The organism is Arthrobacter globiformis (assembly GCF_046536215.2).
GTDB lineage: Bacteria > Actinomycetota > Actinomycetes > Actinomycetales > Micrococcaceae > Arthrobacter > Arthrobacter globiformis_E.
The window spans coordinates 3,562,602-3,583,551 of the sequence record NZ_CM143421.1 but is presented as its reverse complement, the minus strand read 5'-3'; the positions used below and the strand labels follow the sequence as shown (position 1 = coordinate 3,583,551).

The 20,950-nt window shown below is 67.6% G+C and carries 16 protein-coding genes; 7 read left to right on the top strand and 9 right to left on the bottom strand.

Annotated elements, in window-relative coordinates; genetic code table 11:
• Positions 1–20 precede the first annotated feature (20 nt).
• The 3 genes from purU (at position 21) to R5O87_RS16060 (ending at position 4,211) form a co-directional block, all read left to right on the top strand.
• Positions 21–944, top strand: a complete 924-nt coding sequence (purU, locus tag R5O87_RS16070) for a formyltetrahydrofolate deformylase (protein ID WP_410555557.1) — start codon at positions 21–23, stop codon at positions 942–944.
• Positions 945–979: 35 nt separating this feature from the next.
• Positions 980–3,487, top strand: coding sequence for a GcvT family protein (locus R5O87_RS16065; protein WP_410555556.1), 2,508 nt, complete (start codon positions 980–982; stop codon positions 3,485–3,487).
• Between the two features lie 181 nt (positions 3,488–3,668).
• Positions 3,669–4,211 (top strand): DUF2231 domain-containing protein, encoded by a 543-nt coding sequence (locus R5O87_RS16060; protein ID WP_462836318.1) that lies wholly within the window; start codon positions 3,669–3,671, stop codon positions 4,209–4,211.
• A 38-nt stretch (positions 4,212–4,249) separates the two neighbouring features.
• On the opposite strand, the gene R5O87_RS16055 is transcribed toward R5O87_RS16060, so the two are convergent.
• The 9 genes from R5O87_RS16055 to R5O87_RS16015 form a co-directional block, all read right to left on the bottom strand.
• Positions 4,250–6,595 carry an FdhF/YdeP family oxidoreductase gene (locus R5O87_RS16055; protein ID WP_410555554.1) on the bottom strand — a complete coding sequence of 782 codons (2,346 nt, stop codon included), beginning with the start codon at positions 6,593–6,595 and terminating at the stop codon, positions 4,250–4,252.
• Between the two features lie 119 nt (positions 6,596–6,714).
• Positions 6,715–7,335, bottom strand: a complete 621-nt coding sequence (locus R5O87_RS16050; RefSeq protein ID WP_462836317.1) for an MBL fold metallo-hydrolase — start codon at positions 7,333–7,335, stop codon at positions 6,715–6,717.
• Positions 7,332–8,465 carry an S-(hydroxymethyl)mycothiol dehydrogenase gene (locus R5O87_RS16045; RefSeq protein WP_462836316.1) on the bottom strand — a complete coding sequence of 378 codons (1,134 nt, stop codon included), beginning with the start codon at positions 8,463–8,465 and terminating at the stop codon, positions 7,332–7,334. Before R5O87_RS16045 ends, R5O87_RS16050 begins: the two co-directional genes overlap by 4 nt.
• A gap of 58 nt (positions 8,466–8,523) precedes the next feature.
• Complete coding sequence (locus R5O87_RS16040; protein WP_410557897.1) at positions 8,524–10,188, bottom strand: APC family permease; 1,665 nt, start codon at positions 10,186–10,188, stop codon at positions 8,524–8,526.
• Between the two features lie 166 nt (positions 10,189–10,354).
• Complete coding sequence (locus R5O87_RS16035) at positions 10,355–11,863, bottom strand: aldehyde dehydrogenase family protein (protein ID WP_410557896.1); 1,509 nt, start codon at positions 11,861–11,863, stop codon at positions 10,355–10,357.
• Between the two features lie 4 nt (positions 11,864–11,867).
• Positions 11,868–13,583 carry a choline dehydrogenase gene (betA, locus tag R5O87_RS16030; protein WP_410557895.1) on the bottom strand — a complete coding sequence of 572 codons (1,716 nt, stop codon included), beginning with the start codon at positions 13,581–13,583 and terminating at the stop codon, positions 11,868–11,870.
• A gap of 331 nt (positions 13,584–13,914) precedes the next feature.
• Positions 13,915–14,499 carry a TetR/AcrR family transcriptional regulator gene (locus R5O87_RS16025; RefSeq protein WP_410557894.1) on the bottom strand — a complete coding sequence of 195 codons (585 nt, stop codon included), beginning with the start codon at positions 14,497–14,499 and terminating at the stop codon, positions 13,915–13,917.
• 57 nt (positions 14,500–14,556) lie between these two features.
• Positions 14,557–15,930: a sensor histidine kinase gene (locus R5O87_RS16020; protein WP_410557893.1), complete on the bottom strand. Its 1,374-nt coding sequence runs from the start codon at positions 15,928–15,930 to the stop codon at positions 14,557–14,559.
• A gap of 23 nt (positions 15,931–15,953) precedes the next feature.
• Positions 15,954–16,637 carry a response regulator transcription factor gene (locus R5O87_RS16015; protein ID WP_410557892.1) on the bottom strand — a complete coding sequence of 228 codons (684 nt, stop codon included), beginning with the start codon at positions 16,635–16,637 and terminating at the stop codon, positions 15,954–15,956.
• A 357-nt stretch (positions 16,638–16,994) separates the two neighbouring features.
• Here R5O87_RS16015 and R5O87_RS16010 point away from each other — a divergent pair, with 357 nt between their 5' ends.
• The 4 genes from R5O87_RS16010 to R5O87_RS15995 are packed head-to-tail and all read left to right on the top strand — an operon-like array spanning position 16,995 to position 20,880.
• The gene (locus tag R5O87_RS16010; protein WP_410557891.1) at positions 16,995–18,134 is read left to right on the top strand and encodes a PP2C family protein-serine/threonine phosphatase; all 1,140 of its coding nucleotides are present in this window, start codon (positions 16,995–16,997) and stop codon (positions 18,132–18,134) included.
• Positions 18,131–20,137, top strand: coding sequence for a glycosyltransferase family 2 protein (locus R5O87_RS16005; protein WP_410557890.1), 2,007 nt, complete (start codon positions 18,131–18,133; stop codon positions 20,135–20,137). The genes R5O87_RS16010 and R5O87_RS16005 overlap by 4 nt, the downstream gene beginning before the upstream one ends.
• Positions 20,127–20,459 carry an STAS domain-containing protein gene (locus R5O87_RS16000; protein ID WP_003803017.1) on the top strand — a complete coding sequence of 111 codons (333 nt, stop codon included), beginning with the start codon at positions 20,127–20,129 and terminating at the stop codon, positions 20,457–20,459. The genes R5O87_RS16005 and R5O87_RS16000 overlap by 11 nt, the downstream gene beginning before the upstream one ends.
• Complete coding sequence (locus tag R5O87_RS15995; protein ID WP_410557889.1) at positions 20,452–20,880, top strand: ATP-binding protein; 429 nt, start codon at positions 20,452–20,454, stop codon at positions 20,878–20,880. Before R5O87_RS16000 ends, R5O87_RS15995 begins: the two co-directional genes overlap by 8 nt.
• The last annotated feature ends 70 nt before the right edge of the window (positions 20,881–20,950 follow it).

The window sequence follows — 20,950 nt, the reverse complement described above, 5'->3', positions numbered from 1 at the left end:
CTATCCCCTAGGAGAAAATCTTGTCCACAGTCCTTGAAGGCGCGCCCGCAGCCGGTGCCAGTGCCAAGACGCGTACCGCTGAGTTTGTCCTCACCCTGGCCTGTCCCGAACGGCCGGGCATCGTCCGCGCCATCACGACGTTCCTGGCCGACCGCGGCTTCGACATCGTGGAGCACCAGCAGTTCGACGACCACGTCAGCGGCAAGCTCTACCTGCGCACCGCGTTCACCCAGAGCGGCGACGGGCTGAGCGGCGACGACGCCGCTCAGACCGCCGAAAGCCTCAGCTCCGAGTTCGCGGCCGTTGCCGGCGAGTTCGGGATGGACTTCAGCATCCACGACGGCCGCCCGCAGCGGCTGCTGGTCATGGTGTCGAAGTTCGGCCACTGCCTGAACGACCTCATCTTCCGGTGGCGGGCGGGCAGCCTGGGTGCGGAGATCGCCGTCGTTGTTTCCAACCACGAGGACCTGCGGCCCATGGCCGAGGCGGCCGGGCTGCCCTTCATCCATGTGCCGGTGACGGCCGGCACCAAGCCCGAGGCCGAGGCCCGCCTGCTGGAGCTGGTGGCCGAATACGACGCCGACCTGGTGGTGCTGGCCCGCTACATGCAGGTGCTGTCCGACGATCTGTGCACCAAGCTCCGCGGCCGGGCCATCAACATCCACCACTCGTTCCTGCCCGGGTTCAAGGGTGCGAAGCCGTACCACCAGGCCTACGACCGCGGAGTCAAAATGGTCGGCGCGACCGCACACTATGTCACCGCGGACCTCGATGAGGGTCCGATCATCGAGCAGGAAGTCCTCCGGGTGGACCACGCCCTGGATCCGGACGCGCTGGTGACAGTGGGCCGGGACGCGGAGACCCAGGCGCTCTCCCGCGCGGTGAAGTGGCACTGCCAGCACCGCGTCCTGCTCAACAAGACCCGCACGGTCGTATTCCGCTAATTTTCCGCTAACGCGAACCAGGAGAACCACTGAACATGAGCGCATCACCACGCGTCGTCATCATCGGCGCCGGCATCGTCGGCACCAACCTCGCGGATGAGCTGGCCAGCCGCGGCTGGAACAACATCACCGTCGTCGAGCAGGGCCCGCTGGAACTGGCCGGCGGGTCCACGTCGCATGCCCCCGGACTGGTGTTCCAGAACAACCCGTCCCGGACCATGACGGAATTCGCCACGTACACGGTCAACAAGCTGCTCTCCCTGAGCAAGGACGGCCAGTCCTGCTTCAACCAGGTGGGCGGCCTGGAACTGGCAACCACTCCCGAGCGCCTGGCCGACCTGAAGCGCAAGATGGGTGTGATGACCTCCTGGGGCGTCGAAAGCCGGATCGTCGACGCCGATGAATGCGAGAAGATCTACCCGCTGCTGAACACCGGCAAGCTCACCGGCGGCCGCGAGGTCCTGGGCGGCCTGCTCATCCCCACCGACGGGCTGGCCCTGGCTGCCCGTGCCGTGCAGCTGCTGATCGAGCGCTCCCGGGAGCTCGGCGTGACCTACCTCGGCTCCACCACCGTCACCGGCATTTCCCAGTGGGGCGGCAAGGTCACCGGCGTCGAGACGTCCTCGGGCGTGATTCCTGCCGACATCGTGGTCTCCTGCGCCGGTTTCTGGGGCCGTGAGCTCGGCAAGATGATCGGCCTCGAGGTGCCGCTGCTGCCGCTGGCCCACCAGTACGTCAAGTCCACCCCGCTGCCTGAGCTCAAGGGCGTGAACGAACTGCCCAGCGGAGCCCAGAAGCCCATCCTCCGCTACCAGGACAGGGACCTGTACTACCGCGAGTGGGGCGAGCGCATCGGCATCGGCAGCTATGCCCACCGCCCGATGCCGGTGGACATGTCCGCCCTGCCGAAGGTGTCCGCCGAGGAGATGTCGGACCACCGGATGCCGTCGCGCCTGGACTTCACCCTGGAAGACTTCGTGCCCGCGTGGGAAGACAGCCAGGACCTGCTGCCGGCACTGCGGAGCGCCGCCATCGAGGACGGCTTCAACGGCATCTTCTCGTTCACCCCCGACGGTGGACCGCTGATCGGCGAAGCCCCGGACCTCTCGGGCTTCTTCGTTGCCGAGGCGGTGTGGGTGACGCACTCCGCAGGTGTGGCCAAGGCCGTGGCCGAACTGCTCATCGAGGGCCGTTCCCGCACCGACCTGCACGGCACCGAGCTCACCCGCTTCGAAAAGGTGCAGACCAGCGACGAGTACGTCAGCGAAACCTCGCAGCAGAACTTCGTGGAGATCTACGACGTCCTGCACCCGCTGCAGCCCAAGGAATCCCCGCGGGACGTGCGGGTCAGCCCGTTCAACGTCCGGCAGAAGGAACTCGGCGCGTTCTTCCTCGAGGCCTCCGCCTGGGAGCGCCCGCACTGGTTTGAGGCCAACCGCCCGCTGCTGGACGAACTGCCGGCGGAGTGGCAGACGCCCGAACGCGAGCCCTGGGCCGCCATGTTCTCCTCCCCCATTTCGGCGGCCGAGGCGTGGAAGACGCGTACCGCCGTCGCGCTTTACGACATGACGCCGCTGAAGCGGCTGGCCGTCAACGGCCCGGGCGCCCAGGCGCTGCTGCACCGGCTGAGCACTGGCAACATCGCCAAGAAGCCGGGGGCCGTCACCTACTGCCTGCTGCTGGAGCACGACGGCGGCATCCGCAGCGACGTGACCGTCGCACGGCTCGGGGAAGAGGACTTCCAGCTCGGCGTGAACAGCAACGTGGACTTCGACTACCTGCGCGTGGAGGCCCGCAAGCAGTCGGCCGCCGACCCCGCGAAGTGGGTGCACGTCACTGACATCACCGGCAGCACCTGCTGCATCGGCCTGTGGGGCCCGCTGGCGCGCGAAGTGATCGGCAAGGTCAGCGCCGACGATCTCAGCAATGACGGCCTGAAGTACTTCCGCACCAAGGAAATTTCGGTGGGCGGCATCCCCGTCACGGCCATGCGGCTGTCCTACGTGGGCGAACTGGGCTGGGAGCTGTACACCACCGCCGAATATGGCCTCAAGCTCTGGGACCTGCTCTTCGAAGCCGGACAGGAGCACGGCATCATCGCCGCCGGCCGCGGCGCCTTCAACAGCCTGCGCCTGGAGAAGGGCTACCGGCTCTGGGGCACGGACATGAACACCGAGCACCACCCGTACCAGTCCGGCCTCGGCTTCTCGGTGGCGAAGGACAAGGAGGGCTACGTGGGGGCCGAGGCCCTGGCGGCGCTCAAGGAACAGCCGGCCGAGAAGGTGCTGCGCTGCCTGACGGTCGACGACGGCACGTCCATCGTGATCGGCAAGGAACCCGTGTACGTGGGCGGGGTAGCGTCCGGTTACGTCACCAGCGCGGCGTACGGTTACTCGATCCGCAAGCCGATCGCCTACGCCTGGCTGCCCGCCGCTGTTTCGGAGGGCGACGCCGTGGAGATCGAGTACTTCGGCCGCCGCGTTGCTGCCACGGTCAGCGCCGAGCCGCTGTTCGACCCCGGAATGGAGCGCCTCCGCGGCTAACGCTGTTTGAGCTTTGCCGTAACCCCGCCCTGACCCTAATTGAACTGGGCCCACGGCCGCAGGGTTCCCTGGCCGAGCTTGCGAGGTTAGGGGGCGGTTGGGGATGACGGCGACACTCCGGATTACCGGGGTGTCGCCGTCGTTGTTGCCCCTGTCCAGAGCTGGCGGGAGGGCGTAGCGGGTGAGCGTGAATGCCTTGTCATTGCCGCAGCGCCTGTCCCGGGCAGTGGGCGCGAGCCCTGTTTCGGAAAAGGTGGCCGCCGCCCAGGAGCTCGTCTACGGCCCGATACCCGCGTGGGCCCGGCGCAGCCCGTTCCATACGGATGTCCTCGGGCATTCCGCCCATCCCCCGCTTACTGACCTGACGCTTGGGTGCTGGACCGGGGCTTCCATTCTCGACCTGGCCGGTGGAGGCCAGGCCCGTCCCGGGGCCACGCTCCTGGTCGCAGCGGGGGTGCTGGCGGCCGGGCCCACCTCGATCGCGGGAGCCGGGGACTGGGCAGGGATGACGGGCGCCGAGCGCCGGATAGGCGCAGTGCACGCGCTCGGCACCGACGTTGCCATCTTCCTGTTCCTGGGCTCGCTGATAGCCCGGCTGCGCGGCCGGCATTCCCTCGGCGTGGGGCTTGGGCTGGCGGGGAACGCGGTGGTCGCAGGCGCCGGGTTCCTGGGTGGTCATTTGGCGCTCAACCGGGGCACGGCCCGTAGGACCGGCCCCGATTGAGCCCGCCAGCCGGCTGAGCCGTCGGGGTTTGGAAAGGGTCAGGACGGGGTGGCCGCCACCAGCTCAGCCTGCTCCGCAACCCCAACCGCGTGCGGCTCGAAGCGGACGAACATGGCTTTGAAGCCGGGGGTGTTGGACACCCGGGCCACGTTTTCCTTGTGGACCAGGGCGTTGGCCTCGGGGAAGTAGGCCGCGGCGCAGCCCTTGGCCGTCGGGTAGGCCACCAGCCGGAACTTCTCTGCGCGGCGGTCATTGCCCTGGAAGGTGCTCACCACGTCCACGAGGTCGCGGTCCTTGAAGCCCTGTTCTGCGAGGTCCTCCGGGTGCACCAGGATCACGCGGCGGCCGTCGGAGATGCCCCGGTAGCGGTCGTCCAGGCCGTAGAACGTGGTGTTGTACTGGTCGTGGCTGCGGATGGTCTGCAGCACCAGGTGGCCGGCCGGCGGCGTGAGGTACTCCAGCGGGCTGACCGTGAAGCGGCCGCGGCCGATGTCGGTCGCGAAGGAGCGGGTGTCGCGCGGCGGGTTGGGCAGCACGAAGCCGTTCTTGGTCCGGACCCGGGCGTTGAAGTCCTCGAACCCGGGCAGGACCCGGGCGATGTGGTCCCGGACCACGTCGTAGTCCTCGGCCATGGCCTTCCAGTCCACCGAGTGGTCCGGGCCAAAGGTTGCCTCGGCCATGCGGGCCACGATCACGGGCTCGGCGAGCAGGTGGTCGGACACCGGCTGCAGCCGGCCCTGGGTGGAGTGGACCACGGACATTGAGTCCTCCACGGACAGGAACTGGGCGCCCTTGGGGTGCTTGTCGTCCTTGTCCGTGCGGCCCAGCGTGGGGAGGATCAGCGAGGTGCGGCCGTGCACCACATGCGACCGGTTGGGTTTGGTGGAGATGTGCACCGTCAGGCCGATGCGCTGCATCCCGGCTTCCAGGGTCTCGGTGTCCGAGCAGGCCAGCGAGAAGTTCCCGCCCATGGACACGAACACGTCCACCTCGTCGCGCTCGAACGCCTCCATGGACTCGACGGCGTCGTGGCCGTGGTGCCGCGGGGACTGGATGCCGAATTCCTTGTCGAGGGCTTCCAGCAGCCATTCCTTCGGCTTCTCCCAGATGCCCATCGTCCGGTCGCCCTGGACGTTGGAGTGTCCGCGCACCGGGCAGGCGCCGGCGCCGGGCTTGCCGAAGTTGCCCTGCAGCAGCAGGACGTTGACCATTTCCTTGATGGTGTCCACCGAGTGCGGCTGCTGGGTCACGCCCAGCGCCCAGCAGAAGATGCTGGCCTTGGACTTGACCAGCATGCCGGCCACGGTCTCGATCTGCTGGCGGGACAGGCCGGTGGCGCGCTCCGTCTCGTCCCAGTCCAGTTCCTGGCGGGCTTCAACGTAGGCGTCGAAGCCATCGGTCTGCGCGTCAATGAAGGAACGGTCGACGACGGTCCCCGGGTTCTGCTCTTCGGCCTGCAGCAGCAGGTGGCCCAGTGCCTGGAACAGTGCGAGGTCGCCGCCCACTTTGATCTGCAGGTATTCGTCCGCCAGCGGCGTGCCGCCGCCCACCACGCCGGAGAGCGTCTGCGGATCGCGGAAGTTGAACAGGCCGGCCTCGGGCAGCGGGTTCACAGCCACCACCTTGCCGCCCTTGTCCTTGCATTCCTTCAGTGCGGACAGCATGCGGGGGTGGTTGGTGCCCGGGTTCTGCCCGACCACAAAGATCAGCTCGGCGTCGTGGATGTCATCCAGCGATACCGTGCCCTTGCCGATGCCGATGGTGGGGTTCAGCGCGGAACCGGAGGACTCGTGGCACATGTTGGAGCAGTCCGGCAGATTGTTGGTGCCCAGGGACCGGGCGAACAACTGGTACATGAACGCCGTCTCGTTGGCCGTGCGGCCCGAGGTGTAGAAAACGCAGCGGTCCGGCGTGCTGGCCCGGATGTGCTCCCCGATCAGCTCGAAGGCGTCCGCCCAGGAGATCGGCGAGTAGTGCGTCTCCCCCTCCCGGATGACCACCGGTTCACTGAGCCGGCCCTGGTTTCCCAGCCAGTACTCGGTCTTCTCCGACAGCTCGGCGATGGAGTGCTTGGCCCAGAACTCAGCCCCGACGGTCCGCAGCGTGTTTTCCTCGGCCACGGCTTTGGCGCCGTTTTCGCAGAACTCGGCGGCCTTGCGCTTCTTGTCCGACTCCGGCCACGCACAGCCCGGGCAGTCAAAACCGCCGCGCTGGTTCAGCCGCAGCAGCGACTGCGCCGTACGGGTCACGCCGGCCTGCGCCACGGCGCGCTCCAGCGCCACCATCACGGCTTTGACGCCGGCGGCTTCGGTCTTCGGCTTGTGGACTTCGAGCTCGTCCTCGTTGATGTCCGCGACGGGGGCGGGCTGCTTCCCGAACTTCATTGTTCCAACTTCCTTACCGGCTGAATTCGTGCCTGTTTTGATCGCCAGGAAGGCGCGCCAGGCATTCCTGGCGCGCCTTATGTGTGGCGATCTTGTCTTACTTCTTACTGTGCCACCTGTTACAGGTCTGCTTTGGCGAGGGTTTCGCGTTCGGCGGCGATGGTGGTGTTCTCGCCGTGTCCGGTCCTGACGATGGTGTCCGCGGGGAGGGTGAGGAGCCGTTCGCGGATGGAGGTCAGGATGGTGGGGTAGTCGCTGTAGGACCGCCCGGTGGCTCCGGGTCCGCCGTTGAACAGGGTGTCGCCGGTGAACACGGTCCCCTCGGTTGCGAGGTGGAAGCAGGTGGACCCGGGTGAATGGCCCGGGGTGTGGATCGCCTCCAGCACCGCCCCGGCCACGTGGAACTCGTCCCCGTCCGTGATGTCCCGGTCCGGGGTGGTGCCGGGGTACACCTGCTCCCAGAGGACTTGGTCCTCCGGGTTCAGCCAGACAGGGGCACCGACGGTCTCGGCGAGTTCGCGGGCGGCGCCGATGTGGTCGTTGTGCGCGTGCGTGAGCAGGATCGCCAGGACCTTCCGGCCCCGGACTGCGTTGATGATCGCGGCCGCGTCGTGCGGGGAATCAATGACCACGCACTCCTCATCGTTGCCGACGATCCAGACGTTGTTGTCCACATCCCAGGTCCCGCCGTCCAGCGAGAACGTGCCGGAGGTGACGAGGTTTTCGATCGTGACGCTCATGCGGATGCCCCCTGGGCTGGTGCGGGCCGGGTGGCGGTGGCGGGCTGGATCTCCACGACGGAGCGCAGGACCTTGCCTTCGTGCATCTTGTCGAAGGCTTCCTCGACCTGGTCGATGGTGATCCGTTCGGACACGAACGCGTCCAGGTCCAGGTTCCCGGCCTTGTAGTGCGAGACCAGCATCGGGAAGTCGCGGGAGGGCAGGCAGTCCCCGTACCAGGAGGACTTCAGCGACCCGCCCCGGCCAAACACGTCCAGCAACGGCAGCTCCAGGACCATCTCCGGGGTAGGGACACCCACCAGCACCACGCGGCCGGCGAGGTCACGGGCGTAGAAGGCCTGCTTGTAGGTTTCCGGGCGTCCGACGGCCTCGATCACCACGTCCGCGCCGTTCCCGCCGGTGAGTTCCCGGATCGCCTCCACCGGGTCGGAGGTGCGGGAGTTCACCCCGTGCGTCGCCCCCAGCGACTTGGCCATCTGGATCTTGTTCTCGTCAATGTCCACGGCGATGATCGTCGTCGCCCCGGCCAGCTTCGCGCCCGCGATCGCCGCGATCCCGACCCCGCCGCAGCCGATCACGGCCACCGACTCGCCACGCCGGACCTCACCGGTGTTGATCGCCGCCCCGATCCCGGCCATCACACCACAGCCCAGCAAACCCACCGCCGCCGGATCGGCATCCTCATCAACCCTGGTGCACTGGCCCGCGGCGACCAGGGTCTTCTCCGCGAACGCCCCGATCCCCAGCGCCGGCGACAACACCGTGCCGTCCTCCAACGTCATCTTCTGCGTCGCGTTGGCCGTGTTGAAACAGTACTGCGGCTGGCCCTTCGCACACGCCCGGCACTGCCCGCACACCGCACGCCAGTTCAGAATCACCCGATCACCCGGGGCAACCTCCGTGACACCCTCACCCACCGCAGACACCACACCGGTGGCCTCATGACCCAACAGATACGGGAACTCATCACCAATGCCACCCAGCTTGTAATGCAAATCCGTATGGCACACCCCGCACGTCAGAACATCAACCAAAGCCTCCCCCGGACCCGGATCCGGCACCAAAATCGTCTCCACCGACACCGGAGCATCCTTCGCCCTGACAACAACTGCCTTCACTTTATGAACCATGAGGTCACATTCCTTTCCTGGGCCCGGGGGCCCTTTGGCTGCGGCACCTCAGCCCAATCTAACCGACTTGCTGCGGTTCGAAATCCCCGTCCCGAGGACCGGACATTCCGCTCGCCGTGGTGCCGGTGTCGGCGCGGGCCGGCGGCTCCTGCGCAGCCACCGGGACCTGCGCGGGAAACTGGGCCGGGACCTGGACAGGGACCGCAGCGGCGTGCTCGGCCAGGACGCCCGTCTGGTGCCTGATCTTCAGGCGGTAGAGCAGCGCCCCGCCGCCGGCAACAGCCGCGACGAAGAGGACCCCGCCCCACTGCAGGTACCACTCGAACGGCGGCACCGAGTTGTAGATTTCGGGGCGCGGCCAGATCAGGTTCAGCGTCATGGCGCCGCCCCACAGGACCGCGAGGATGTTCACGGGCAGTCCCCACTTGCCCATGCTGAAACCGGTCTCGGAGTGGTCTCCGGCGCCCGGCCACTTCTTCACCAGTCGCTTGCGCAGCATGGGGACGGTCACCAGCAGGTAGGACAGGTAGATCAGGACGATGCTGATGCTGGACAGAATGGTGAAGATCGCGGGCTGCGTAATGTTGACGAGCAGCGGGATGACGGCCAGGACGCCGATCACGATGGCCGCCACGGTGGGGGTCTTGCGGACCGGGTCCACCTTGCTGAGCTGCCGGCTGAAGGGCAGGTTGTTGTCCCGGGCCATCGCGAACATCATCCGGATGGCGGCGGCGTGCACGGCCAGCGTGCAGACCACCACGGCAACCACGATGCACACGAGGAAGGCCTTGCCGAAGGGGCCGCCCAGGACCGAGAGCACGATGTGCTGCAGGCCGCCGTCGGCAGCACCGATCTTGGGGTCGGTGAGGTCCGGCGCGGCCAGGATGCCGAAGAGCAGGATCAGCCCGCCCAGCAGGAAGGACGCGGTGACGGCGCGCAGGATGGCCTTGGGGGCCGTGCGCTTCGGGTCCTTGGTTTCCTCGCCGAGGGAGCTGGCGGTGTCGAAGCCGTACATGACGTAGCCGGAGGCCATGGCGCCGATGAGGAAGACCCCGAAGAAGCCGAGGTCATGGCCCTCGCCGAAGCCGGCGGTATCAAAGAAGACCTCGGGCCCGCGGGCCACGTGCCAGGCCAGCGCGAGGATGAGCAGCACGGCCGCGATCAGCTCGACGAACACGCCGATGCTGTTGATTCGGGTCATGAGCTTCACGCCGAACGCGTTGATGAGGGTGGAGATGGTGATCATGATGGTGGCGAGCAGAACTCCGTTTAGGGCGAAGTCGTACGTGCCGGTGCCGTCGCCGATGATCTGGAATCCGGACCACAGCTGCGGCAGGGTAATCTGCAGTGCCAGCGCCACGGACCCCAGCGCCATGATGGAGGACAGCAGCAGGAGCCAGCCGGCGAGCCAGGCCGAGGTCCCGGAGGCGAGGCGCTTAGCCCAGTTGTAGACCGAGCCGGCCACGGGGTAGCGGCCTGCCAGTTCGGCAAAGCACAGCGCCACCATCAGCTGGCCGACGAAAACGATGGGCCAGGACCACGCGTAGGCGGGGCCGGCCATGGAGAAACCAAAGTAGAACAGTTGAAAAACGCCGGTCAGGATGGAGATGTAGCTGACGCCGGCGGCGAAGCTGGCAAACTTGCCGATGCTCCGGTCCAGGGTCTGGGCATAGCCGAACTCGTCCATGCCGCTTGAATCAGTACTCTTGCTGGGTTCCAACATCTGAACTCCTAAGTCAGAAAAGCACGATGGTGATGACCCGCGGCCGCCTTTGGACGCGGGTAACACTACACGCACGTGAAACCGAATGCAGTTGGAATCACGCGGGTGTATCGACGGGCCGGGCACCGCGCCTGCGGCGCCCGGCCGTCTCCCCCAAAGTTGATGCCTAGCCGGCTGCGCCGAACCAGCCGCTGGGGGCCGGGGCGATGTTCTGCCAGATGTGCTTGGCCTCGCGGTATTCTGCCAGCCCGGCCTGGCCGAGCTCACGGCCGATCCCGGACTTCCCGAAACCGCCCCATTCCGCCTGCGGGACGTAGGGGTGGTAGTCGTTGATCCACACCGTTCCGTGCCGCAGCGCCCCCGCGACCCGCTGCGCCTTGGACGCGTCCGAGGTCCACACGGCCCCGGCCAGGCCGTACTCGGTGTCGTTGGCGATCGCGACCGCCTCGGCTTCGGTCCGGAACGTCTCCACGGTCAGCACCGGGCCGAAGGATTCCTCCAGGAGCACGCTCATCCCGGACCGGCAGTTGCCGAGCACGGTCGGCGGGTAGAAGTACCCGTCGGCGAGCGGCCCGTCGTCGGGGATGTAGCCCCCGCACAACAGTTCGGCGCCTTCCGCGATGCCGGCCTGGACGTAGGCGTGGACCTGGTCCCGGTGTTTGGCCGAGATCAGCGGCCCGGTCTCGGCGGCCGGATCGAAGGGGCCGCCCATCCGGATTTTCTTCGCCCGCTCCACGACCTCGGCCACGAAACGCTCGGCGATGGTCTCCTCGACGACCAGCCGCGCCCCTGCCGAGCAGACCTGGCCCGAGTGCAGGAACACCGCGGTCAGGGCGTTATCAACGGCGGCATCCCAGTCCGCGTCCGCGAACACGACGTTCGGGTTCTTCCCGCCCAGCTCAAACGCCACCCGCTTCACCGTTTCCGCGGCCGCGGCCATGATCGTCTGCCCCGTGGCCAAACTTCCCGTCAGGGAGACGAGGTCGACTCGCGGGTCGGAGCTGAGCGGGCCGCCCACCTTGGACCCGGTACCGGTGACCAGGTTCGCGACGCCGGCGGGGACGCCGGCTTCTGCGAGGGTCTCCATGAGCAGGATCGAGGTGGACGGCGTGAGCTCGCTGGGCTTGAGCACGAACGAGTTCCCCGCCACCAGTGCGGGGGCGACCTTCCAGGCGGCCTGAAGGAGCGGGTAGTTCCACGGTGCAATGAGGGCGCAGACTCCGAGCGGTTCGTAGACCACGCGGCTGATGGCATCCGCCCGGCCGGTGTCGATCACCCTGCCGGCGTCCAGGCCCGCAACCTTGCCGTAATACCGGAAGCACGCGGCAATGTCATCGATGTCGTATTCGGCTTCGACAAGCCGCTTGCCCGTGTCCAGCGCCTCGGCCCTGGCGTACGCAGCCTTGTCCCGCTCCAGCAGGTCCGCAACGCGGAGCATCACCGCACCCCGCTCGATGTCCGTCAGCCGGCGCCACGGGCCGTGATCGAACGCGGCCCGTGCACTGGCGATCGCCCGCTCCGCGTCCTCCGCCGTCGACCTGGCGACCACCGCCACCTCGCGCCCGTCCGCCGGACAGCGCACAGTGGAGGTGCCGCCGTCGGACGCCTGCTCCCAGGCGCCGCCGATGTAGAGGCCCCGGGCGAGCTCCAGCTTGGTATCGACTGTCACGCTCATGCCCTTAGCCCTTCGCTGCCACGGCGGCTGCTGCCGGCGCAGATCCGCCGCGTTCCAGCGGGCTCACGCCATGCCGGTAGAACTCGGCGTGCTGCGGCGCGAGCGGGGCCTTGCCAGCAATCAGGTCGGCGGCCTTTTCAGCGAGCATCATCACCGGGGCGTAGATGTTGCCGTTGGTGACGTACGGCATGGCCGAGGCGTCCACCACGCGGAGGCCGCTGGTGCCGTGCACCGTCATGTCCAACGGGTTCACCACGGCCATGGGATCGGAGTCCGGGCCCATCTTCGCGGTGCAGGACGGGTGCAGCGCCGTCTCGGCGTCGCGGGCCACCCAGTCGAGGATCTCCGCGTCGGTCTGCACCGCGCGGCCGGGCGAAAGCTCGCCGCCGTTGAAGGGCCCCATGGCCGACTGGCCGAGGATGTCGCGGGCGACGTGGATCGCCTCGACCCACTCGCGGCGGTCCTGGTCCGTGGAGAGGTAGTTGAACAGCATCGACGGGTGCACCGTGGGATCGGTGGATTTGATCTTCAGGCTGCCGCGGGCATCGGAGTACATGGGCCCGATGTGCACCTGGTAACCGTGCTTGGCGTCCGCCTTCTGGCCGTCGTAGCGGACGGCCACCGGGAGGAAGTGGAACATCAGGTTGGGGTAGTCCACGTCCTCGTTGGACCGGACGAAGCCGCCGCCTTCGAAGTGGTTGGTGGCTGCGGGGCCCTTCCGGCCCAGCATCCACTGCAGCCCGATCCACGGCATGCGCCAGACATCCAGGGCCGGCTGCATGGACACCGGCTGGGTGCAGGCGTGCTGGATGTAGACCTCAAGGTGGTCCTGGAGGTTTTCCCCGACGCCGGGCAGGTTCACCACGGAGTTGATGCCCAGCGAGTTCAGGTGGGCTGCGTTGCCCACGCCGGAGAGCTGCAGCAGCTGCGGGGTGTTGATGGCGCCGCCGGCCAGGATCACTTCACCCGCGGTCACCTGGTGGGTCTTGCCGTTGCGGCGGTAGGTGACACCGGTGGCCACGTTGCCCTTGAAGTTCACCTTGGTGACGAGGGCTCGGGTCAGGACGGTCAGGTTCTTCCGGCCGAATTCGGGCCGCAGGTAGGCGCGGGAGGCGGAGAGCCGCTGGCCCTTGTGGACGTTCCGGTCGAATGCGGCGAAGCCCTCCTGGCGGTAGCCGTTGACGTCGTCGGTCAGCGGGTAGCCGGCTTCCTGGGCTGCGGCGAAGAAGGCCTGGAACAGCGGGTTGGTGGCGGGGCCGCGCTCCAGGACCAGCGGGCCGGAGTGTCCGCGCAGTTCGTCGTCGGGATCGGCGGCCAGCGCGTTTTCCATCCGGTTGAAGTACGGGAGGCAGTGTGCGAAGTCCCAGGTTTCCATGCCGGCGTCGGCGCCCCAGCGCTCGTAGTCGAGCGGGTTGCCGCGCTGGAAGATCATGCCGTTGATGGAGCTCGAGCCGCCCAGGACCTTGCCGCGGGCGTGCGCCACGCGCCGGCCGCCCATGTGGGGCTCGGGATCGGACTCGTAGCGCCAGTCGTAGAACGGGTTGCCGCTGGGGAACGTGAGCGCGGCAGGCATCTGGATGAAGAGGTCCCAGGGGTAGTCGCTCCGCCCGGCCTCCAGGACCAGGACGCTGCTCTGGCCTCCGTCGCTCAGGCGGTTGGCGAGCACGGAGCCCGCGCTTCCGCCGCCCACGATGACGTAATCGTAATTGGTCTGTGTCATGCAAAATCTCCTTCTACCTGGTGCAGGTCACCTGCCGGGAGCGGATTGTCCTTCGTCCGGACGCTGGCGGTGGGGTTTGACGAGATGGTCAGGGAGTGCGGCTGCTGGTGTCGTCCCTGAGCCGCAGTCCGGAAGCCGCCGGTGAAACGCCTTTATTTCCGCGGGACCCCGTTTGTGTGGTGTAGGTCATACACAAGCAGGTTAGTGCAGATTGAACAAGCGTTCAAGGTTAAAACTGAACCGATGTTCAAGATTTTTTGGGCGCAGGTCTGCCCGGGCCGGGGGAAGGCCTTGTTTTCGAGGGTTTTGTGACCGCCGGGGCTGGTAGCGGCTAGGCTGCGAAGGCGATCTGCTCTGTGCGGGCGAGGCTCCGCTGGATGGATGCCTCGTCGACGCCAAGGAGGGCCGTGAGCCACATGCCGTTCTGCACGACGACGATGTCGGCCGCCCGCTCCTTGCATTCAGCGGCGGAAAGCTCGGGCTTGGCATTACCGATCAGGGCTGCGAGCCCATCCAGATACCGGTCAAAGGCCGCCGCATTGATCAGCGCAAAGTCTTCATGGGCCTGCGCGAGCGCCCACAGGTGGAGACGGAGGGACAGGTGCTGCGTGGTCAGCAGTTCCGGGGCCGCGACGCGCCGGAGGGCTTTCTGAAGCTGTTCGTCAGGGTCAGATTCCGGGTCGGGCGCGACGAGCTGCAGATCCCGCTCGTCAATCCGGTGCAGGGCCGCACGGATCAGGCTCGACTTGTCCTCGTAGTAGTAATTCACGAGCCCGAGGGCCACCCCGGCTTCGCGGGCCACAGCCCGCATGTTCACACCTGAGATGCCGTGGCGTGACAGCAGGTCCAGCGCCGCTTCAAGAATGCGCGCCTGCCTGTCAACCTGTTCGCCGGATTTCACGGTGCCTGATTCCATTGGGCCAGACTATGGCGAAACCCGCCGTGGTGCATCTGCGGTCCACCAGTGGGATGGTCAGGGGTGCGAGGCGGCCCTGAAGATGACGCGGGCGTCCAGGCCCGGGACGCCCGGCCTGGCTTCGAGGGATGCCGCCGCGCCGCTGGCCTCGGCGAGCTGCTGGACGATGGCCAGGCCCAGGCCGCTGCCCTCGGACGTCGACTGGCCGCGCCAAAAGCGGTTGAAGGCCCGGTGCCGGTCCTCCTCGGAAAGCCCGGGACCGTCGTCGAGCACGTGAAGCTCATAACCTCCCGAGGCGCCGTCCGGCCGGACCACCAGGCGGATCTCCGAGTCCCGGGGAGCCACGGCGAGGGCGTTGTCGATGAGATTGTCGATGATCTGTTCCGCCGCGCCGGGCATGGCCCTCACCCTCGCCTCCGGAACGGAGTCCAGCACCGTCCGCACCCCGCTTTCCTCTGCCAGCGCCTCCCACTGCTCCACGCGGTTCCGGGCGATCTCGCTAAGGTCCACGTCCTCACGGTCCATATGGCGGCCGTCCGCGCGGCTCAGGAGGAGCAGCCCGTCAATGATCCGCTGCAGCCGGTACGTCTCCTCCAGCGAGTCAGCCACCATGACGCGCGCGCCGTCAGGATCGTTGCCGACGGCGTCCACGGCGTTCTCCAGCCGCAGCCGCAGTCCTGTCAGCGGGGTGCGTAGCTGATGGGACGCGTCGCTGGCAAATCCGCGCTGCTGCTCCAGCAGGTGCTCCAGCCGGTCCGCCATCTGGTTGAAGGAACGGGCCAGGGTGCGGAGCTCCGGCGGGCCCTGCTCCTCTTCGGTGCGGGTGGCCAGGTTGCCTTCCGCCAGCAGCTCCGTGGCTTTCTGCAGCCGCTCGATCCGCCGCGTCACGGCGCCGGCCATCAGGTAGGCCAGCAGCCCGGCGAGCAGCACGGTGGTGCCCGCCACCGCCCACATCACCCGAAGCTGGCCGGACACCCGGTCATCCACCACGGCGGCCGGATAGGTCAGGCGCACGGCCCCGGTGATGTTCTGGCCGCTAAGGACGGGAACCGTGACGTACACAAGGTCGAACCCCAGCGTGTCCGAGTGCCGCTGGCCGGAGGTGATCTGGCCGGCGAGCGCGGCGGAAATCTCGGGGCGCGAAAGGTAAGAGGTCCCGGTAGCCGACTGGTCGTCGTCGGACGTTGCCACCGCTGTCCCGGTGCGGTCCACAATGACGACGCGGGCGCCGCTGGCGCGCCCATAATCCCGGACGGCGGCGGTCACCGGCCCGGAGGCAGCGACGCCGGATTCCAGCAGATGGTGCGCCCGCCCGCTGAGCAGGAAGGCGTCGCGTTCCAGCGAGGTGGCGAGGCGGTCACGTTCCACCCGGACGAGGTAGCTGCCCAGCGGAATGTCCTGCACCAGCACCACCAGGAGCGTGATGGCCATGAACGCGCCAATAAGCCGCCACCTCACCCGGGCACGTCCAGCCTGAATCCGACGCCGCGCACCGCCTCGATCCAGCGGGGATCGCCGAGCTTCTTCCGGATCGCGGCCACGTGCGCGTCCAGGGTCTTGGTGGTTCCGTACCAGGTGCCGTCCCACACAGCGCGCAGGATGTCGGAGCGCTGGCATACGGCGCCAGGGTCCTCGGCCAGGTAGTAGAGGAGCTCGAACTCCTTCGCGGTGAGGTGGATTTCGGTGCCGTCCACCAGGACCCTCCGCGAGCGCTGGTCGATGCTCAGGGTGCCGATCACGCGGGTGCCGTCGGCCGGCGGGGCGGTCCCGGACTGCGGATCGGCCGTGCGGCGGGCCACGGCCCGGATCCGGGCGATGAGTTCGCGCATGCCGAACGGCTTTACCAGGTAGTCGTCAGCCCCGAGCTCCAGGGCCAGAACCCGGTCGATCTCCTCGTCCCGGGCACTGACGACGATGATCGGCGTCATGGTCAGGGAGCGGATGGACCGGCAGACGTCCGTCCCGTCCATGTCCGGCAGCCCAAGGTCAAGGAGCACGAAGTCAGGGCTGGAGGACCGGACCTCGGCGAGCGCCCCGGCCCCGTCAGCAACGTGCCGGGCCTGGAAACCGGCCCGGGTCAGGCCTTCCAGCACGCCAGCGGCCACCGATTCGTCGTCTTCAACCACCAGGATCTGCATATCCGATTATCTTCCGGCCGGAACGGTGCCGCGGCGGATAGCACGGCTTGACCAGCCTACTTCTCCGAGCTTTGACAATTCTTGGACGCTCGGAGGGCCCCGTCCACCCTCTCCGTCGCCAACTCCCCAAGCCCCGCCGCCGCCCAGACCCTCTCTCACCACCCGCAGGAAAAACCCCAACCCTCTCTCACCGATCGAGAGAGGATCGTTCAAGACACGGCAGCAAGTGATAGAGCGTCGGGAGAAACACCGCAGCAAGTGATAGAGCGTCGGGATGGGCGTTTAGGCAGGAGGATCCGGCTGGACTTGTTACCGGTGTGGCGTGACAAGTCTGTAGGGACAGGAGTTAATAGAGGCATGTCTTCAACCCCTGAGCCGCGCCGCGCCGTCGTGATCGAGGACGACCCGGATATCAGGGGCCTGCTGGTCCGGGTGCTGTCCAAGCAAGGCTTCGACGTCACCGAGGCCGGCGCCGGTTTCCCGGGCATCGAGGCGGTGCGGAACACCAAGGCGGACCTGGTCACGCTGGACCTGAACCTTCCCGACCTGGACGGCCTGGAGGTCTGCAAGCGGCTGCGTGAGTTCTCGGACGCGTTCATCATCATGCTCACGGCCAGGGTGGACGAGCTGGACAAGCTCACCGGCCTGGACAACGGGGCGGACGACTACATCAATAAGCCGTTCAGCCCCCGAGAGTTCCAGTCCCGGATCAACGCACTGTTCCGCCGTTCCCGCACCCCCGCCGCGGACGAGGCCGCCCAGAGCGACCTCCGCCGCGCCGCCGAGGTCCAGCAAAGCCTGCTCCCCCGCGAGGAGGTCCGGCTGGACGGCTACGAGGTGGCAGGCGTGTTCCGCCCTTCGCGCAGCGTGGGCGGTGACTTCTACGACTGGTACCAGACGCCTGACGGGCTGCACCTGACGTTCGCCGACGCCATGGGCAAGGGCATGGGCGCCGCCCTCATTGCCGCAACCGCCCGGGCCGTGATGCGCTCGGTCCGCCACGAGCCGGATCTCGGCAGTGCCTTCAGCCTGGCCAGCCGTTCGATCGCGTCGGACCTGGACATCTCCGGGTCCTTCGTCACGCTCTTCCACGCCCGGCTGGACGCCGGTTCCGGCAAGGTCAGGTATGTCGACGCCGGCCACGGCCTGGCGATCCACCTCCAGGCCGACGGCGGTTCGCAGCGGCTTCCGTCCGCGGGCCCGCCGGTCGGGGCGTGGGGCGACGTCGGCTGGACCGAAGCGGACCTGGAACTTGCCGCCGGTGATTCGCTCGTCGTCGTCAGCGACGGCGTACTGGACGTGTTTGGCTCCGTCGAGGAGTTCACCGACGCCGTCCGCCGGTCGACGCACGGGCAGCCCACCGCGGCGGCGGCCTGCGCCGCCCTGCTGGAACTGGCCCCGGCTGAGACCGCGGAGGACGATGTCACCGCGGTGGTGGTGCGGCGCCGGACGCTAACACCGGCGGTGGCCGGTGCGGCCGGAACGGCTGCGCAGTGACACGTTTCTGGACCCGGGTGGTGGTGCTCCTGACGGTGCTCCTCGGGATCAACTACATCGCCTGGCGCTGGCTGGCTTCACTGAACTGGGAGGCGTGGTGGATCGCCGTGCCTCTCGTGGCCGCCGAGACGTACAGCCTGATCGACGTCATGCTGTTCGGCATGACCGTGTGGCGCCTGAAGATCCGCCAGGCCGCGCCGCCGCCCCCGGCCGACGCCACCGTGGACGTCTTCATCACCACCTACAACGAACCGCTGGACCTCGTGATGACCACGGCCCTCGCGGCGAAGCGCATCCGGCATCCGCACAGCACCTGGATCCTCGACGACGGCGCCCGCCCCGAGATGCAGCGCCTCGCCGAGGAGCACGGGCTGGGATACGTCACCCGCAGCGCGGACTGGACGAACATGCCCCGGCACGCGAAAGCAGGGAACCTCAACAACGCCCTGATGGTCACCGAGGGCGAGTTCCTGCTGATCCTCGACGCCGATCAGATCCCGGGGCCGGACATCCTCGACAAGACGCTGGGCTACTTCACCAACCCCAAGGTTGCACTGGTACAGACGCCGCAGTACTTCAGCAACGTCCCCGCCTCCGATCCCCTGGGCAGCCAGGCGCCGCTGTTCTACGGCCCCATCCAGCAGGGCAAGGACGGCTGGAACGCAGCGTTCTTCTGCGGTTCCAACGCCATCCTCCGCCGCGAGGCCCTCATGCAGCTGGGCCTGGTGGGATACGTCAAGGAGACGGAAAAGAGCATCCGCCGCGCACTCGCCGCATCGCAGTCTGCCATCCGCAAGGCCCGGAAGTCGGCCGATTCGGACAACCTCCTCGTGGCGCAGATGCTGGACGAGGTGGAGGCCGCCACCACGGAGGCCCGGCGCAGGCTCGACGAGGGGGAATCCCTCAGCGAGATCACCTACCGGGTGCGCCGGAAGGTGGACCAGGCCGTCCAGGCCCTCGTCCAGGCCGATGTGTCCGCGCTGCAGGCAGACCTCGAGGAAATCGCCGCCATGGAACTGGCGCACGTGGGTGATTCCGGCGTCCCCGTGGTGGCCGACGACGCCGTGCAGCGCATGTCGGCCCGGGACTGGTCGCCGCTGGGTGCCATCGAATCGGTGCAGGCCGTGCTGGACGCCCTCTCCGTGGAACGCACCGGCGAAGCCCAGCCCGTCATGCCGCTGGCCACCATTTCCGTGACCGAGGACATGGCCACCGCCATGCGCATCCACGGCATGGGATGGGAGAGCGTCTACCACCACGAGGTACTCGCCTACGGCCTCGCTCCGGAGGACCTCGCCACCATGCTTACGCAGCGGCTGCGCTGGGCGCAGGGCACCATCCAGGTGATGCTCCGCGAAAACCCGCTAGTGCAGCGCGGCCTGAAAGTGGGCCAGCGGCTCATGTACTTCGCCACCATGTGGACGTACCTGAGCGGCTTCGCCGCGGTGATCTACTTTGCTGCCCCCATCGTCTACCTGCTGCTCGGAATCCTGCCGGTCACCAGCCTCAGCGCCGACTTCTTCATCCGGTTCATTCCGTTCATGGTGGTCAACCAACTGCTGTTTGCCATCGCAGGCCGCGGCATCCCCACCTGGCGCGGGCAGCAGTACAGCCTTGCGCTGTTCCCCACCTGGATCAAGGCATGTACGACGGCGGCCCGGAACGTCTGGTTCGGACGTCCCCTTGGGTTCGCCGTCACCCCCAAGGACCGCCAGACCGGCGGCCCCAGCTGGAGCCTGATCCGGCCGCAGATTGTGGTTTCCGTTCTGCTGGCCATTTCCTCGGTGGTGGGCATCGTGCGGCTTGCCGCCGGGATGTCCGAACCGATCGGTACGCTGGTCAACGTGGCCTGGGTGGTGTTCGACCTCGTGGTCATGAGCATCCTGGTCCGGGCGGTTCTGTACAAGGGTTTTGAGCCTGACGGTTTCGAGCCGGAGGGTTTTGAGCCGGAGATCCTTCCGGCGGAGGGTTTGATCGAAGAGAGGAAGACGGATGGATCTTAGTTACGAGGTCAAGGATTCGTACGCCGAAATCAAGGCCGCCGGCCGCCTGAACATGGTGTCTGCGCCCAAGCTGCGGGAGTTCGTGGCGGACGTTGTTGCCTCGGGATCCAGCCGGATCGTGGTGAATCTTGAAGACACCGCCTTCATGGATTCCTCGGGACTCGGCGCCCTCATCGGCTGTCTGAAGGCGGCCCGGCAGGCAGGCGGCGACCTCCGCATCGCTGCCGTCCAGCCGCAGGTGAAGATGGTCCTGGAGCTGACCAGCATGGACCGGGTGCTGACGTCCTATGCCACCGCTGACGAGGCGTTCGGCAATGACTGACGTTCTGGCCCGCCGGAACTTCCGGAGCGTGGCCACCCCCGAGTCCGTCGATGCGGTGCACGGCCAGCTGGACGACCTCTGGGAGGATGCCCCGTTCGTTCCGGACATGGACCGGATGACCTTCGCCACCGCCGTGATCGAGGCCGCCGCCAACGTGGTCCAGCATGCGAAGCCGGAGTCAGCTGATCCCGTGGAACTTGGTGTGGACATCTGCATCCGGCAGTCGAGCCTGCGGGCCAAGGTCAGCGCCTTCGGCGCCGTCAGTCCGGCCATCGACGACGGCGATCCTGCCATGCCCGGCGAGGACGCCGAGTCGGGGCGCGGCCTGGCTTTGATCCGCGCACTGGTCACCACCGTGACGTTCACCCGGCAGGACGGGACGAACACCTGGATCCTGGACCGGGATCCCATCGGTTCCTGACCGCCAGGTTCCTGACCGCCTTCGCAGCTCCCGGGCCTGTCCCACTCCCAGGCCTGTGCGAATCCTTGGC

Coding starts and splice junctions, on each gene's coding strand:
- R5O87_RS16000 (WP_003803017.1), top strand. CDS start 20,127: ATGGATCTTAGTTACGAGGTCAAGGATTCGTACGCCGAAATCAAGGCC.
- R5O87_RS16015 (WP_410557892.1), bottom strand. CDS start 16,637: ATGCAGATCCTGGTGGTTGAAGACGACGAATCGGTGGCCGCTGGCGTG.
- R5O87_RS16040 (WP_410557897.1), bottom strand. CDS start 10,188: ATGTTGGAACCCAGCAAGAGTACTGATTCAAGCGGCATGGACGAGTTC.
- R5O87_RS16020 (WP_410557893.1), bottom strand. CDS start 15,930: ATGGCCATCACGCTCCTGGTGGTGCTGGTGCAGGACATTCCGCTGGGC.
- R5O87_RS16010 (WP_410557891.1), top strand. CDS start 16,995: ATGTCTTCAACCCCTGAGCCGCGCCGCGCCGTCGTGATCGAGGACGAC.
- R5O87_RS16065 (WP_410555556.1), top strand. CDS start 980: ATGAGCGCATCACCACGCGTCGTCATCATCGGCGCCGGCATCGTCGGC.
- betA (WP_410557895.1), bottom strand. CDS start 13,583: ATGACACAGACCAATTACGATTACGTCATCGTGGGCGGCGGAAGCGCG.
- R5O87_RS16050 (WP_462836317.1), bottom strand. CDS start 7,335: ATGAGCGTCACGATCGAAAACCTCGTCACCTCCGGCACGTTCTCGCTG.
- R5O87_RS16055 (WP_410555554.1), bottom strand. CDS start 6,595: ATGAAGTTCGGGAAGCAGCCCGCCCCCGTCGCGGACATCAACGAGGAC.
- R5O87_RS16025 (WP_410557894.1), bottom strand. CDS start 14,499: ATGGAATCAGGCACCGTGAAATCCGGCGAACAGGTTGACAGGCAGGCG.
- R5O87_RS16035 (WP_410557896.1), bottom strand. CDS start 11,863: ATGAGCGTGACAGTCGATACCAAGCTGGAGCTCGCCCGGGGCCTCTAC.
- R5O87_RS16045 (WP_462836316.1), bottom strand. CDS start 8,465: ATGGTTCATAAAGTGAAGGCAGTTGTTGTCAGGGCGAAGGATGCTCCG.
- R5O87_RS15995 (WP_410557889.1), top strand. CDS start 20,452: ATGACTGACGTTCTGGCCCGCCGGAACTTCCGGAGCGTGGCCACCCCC.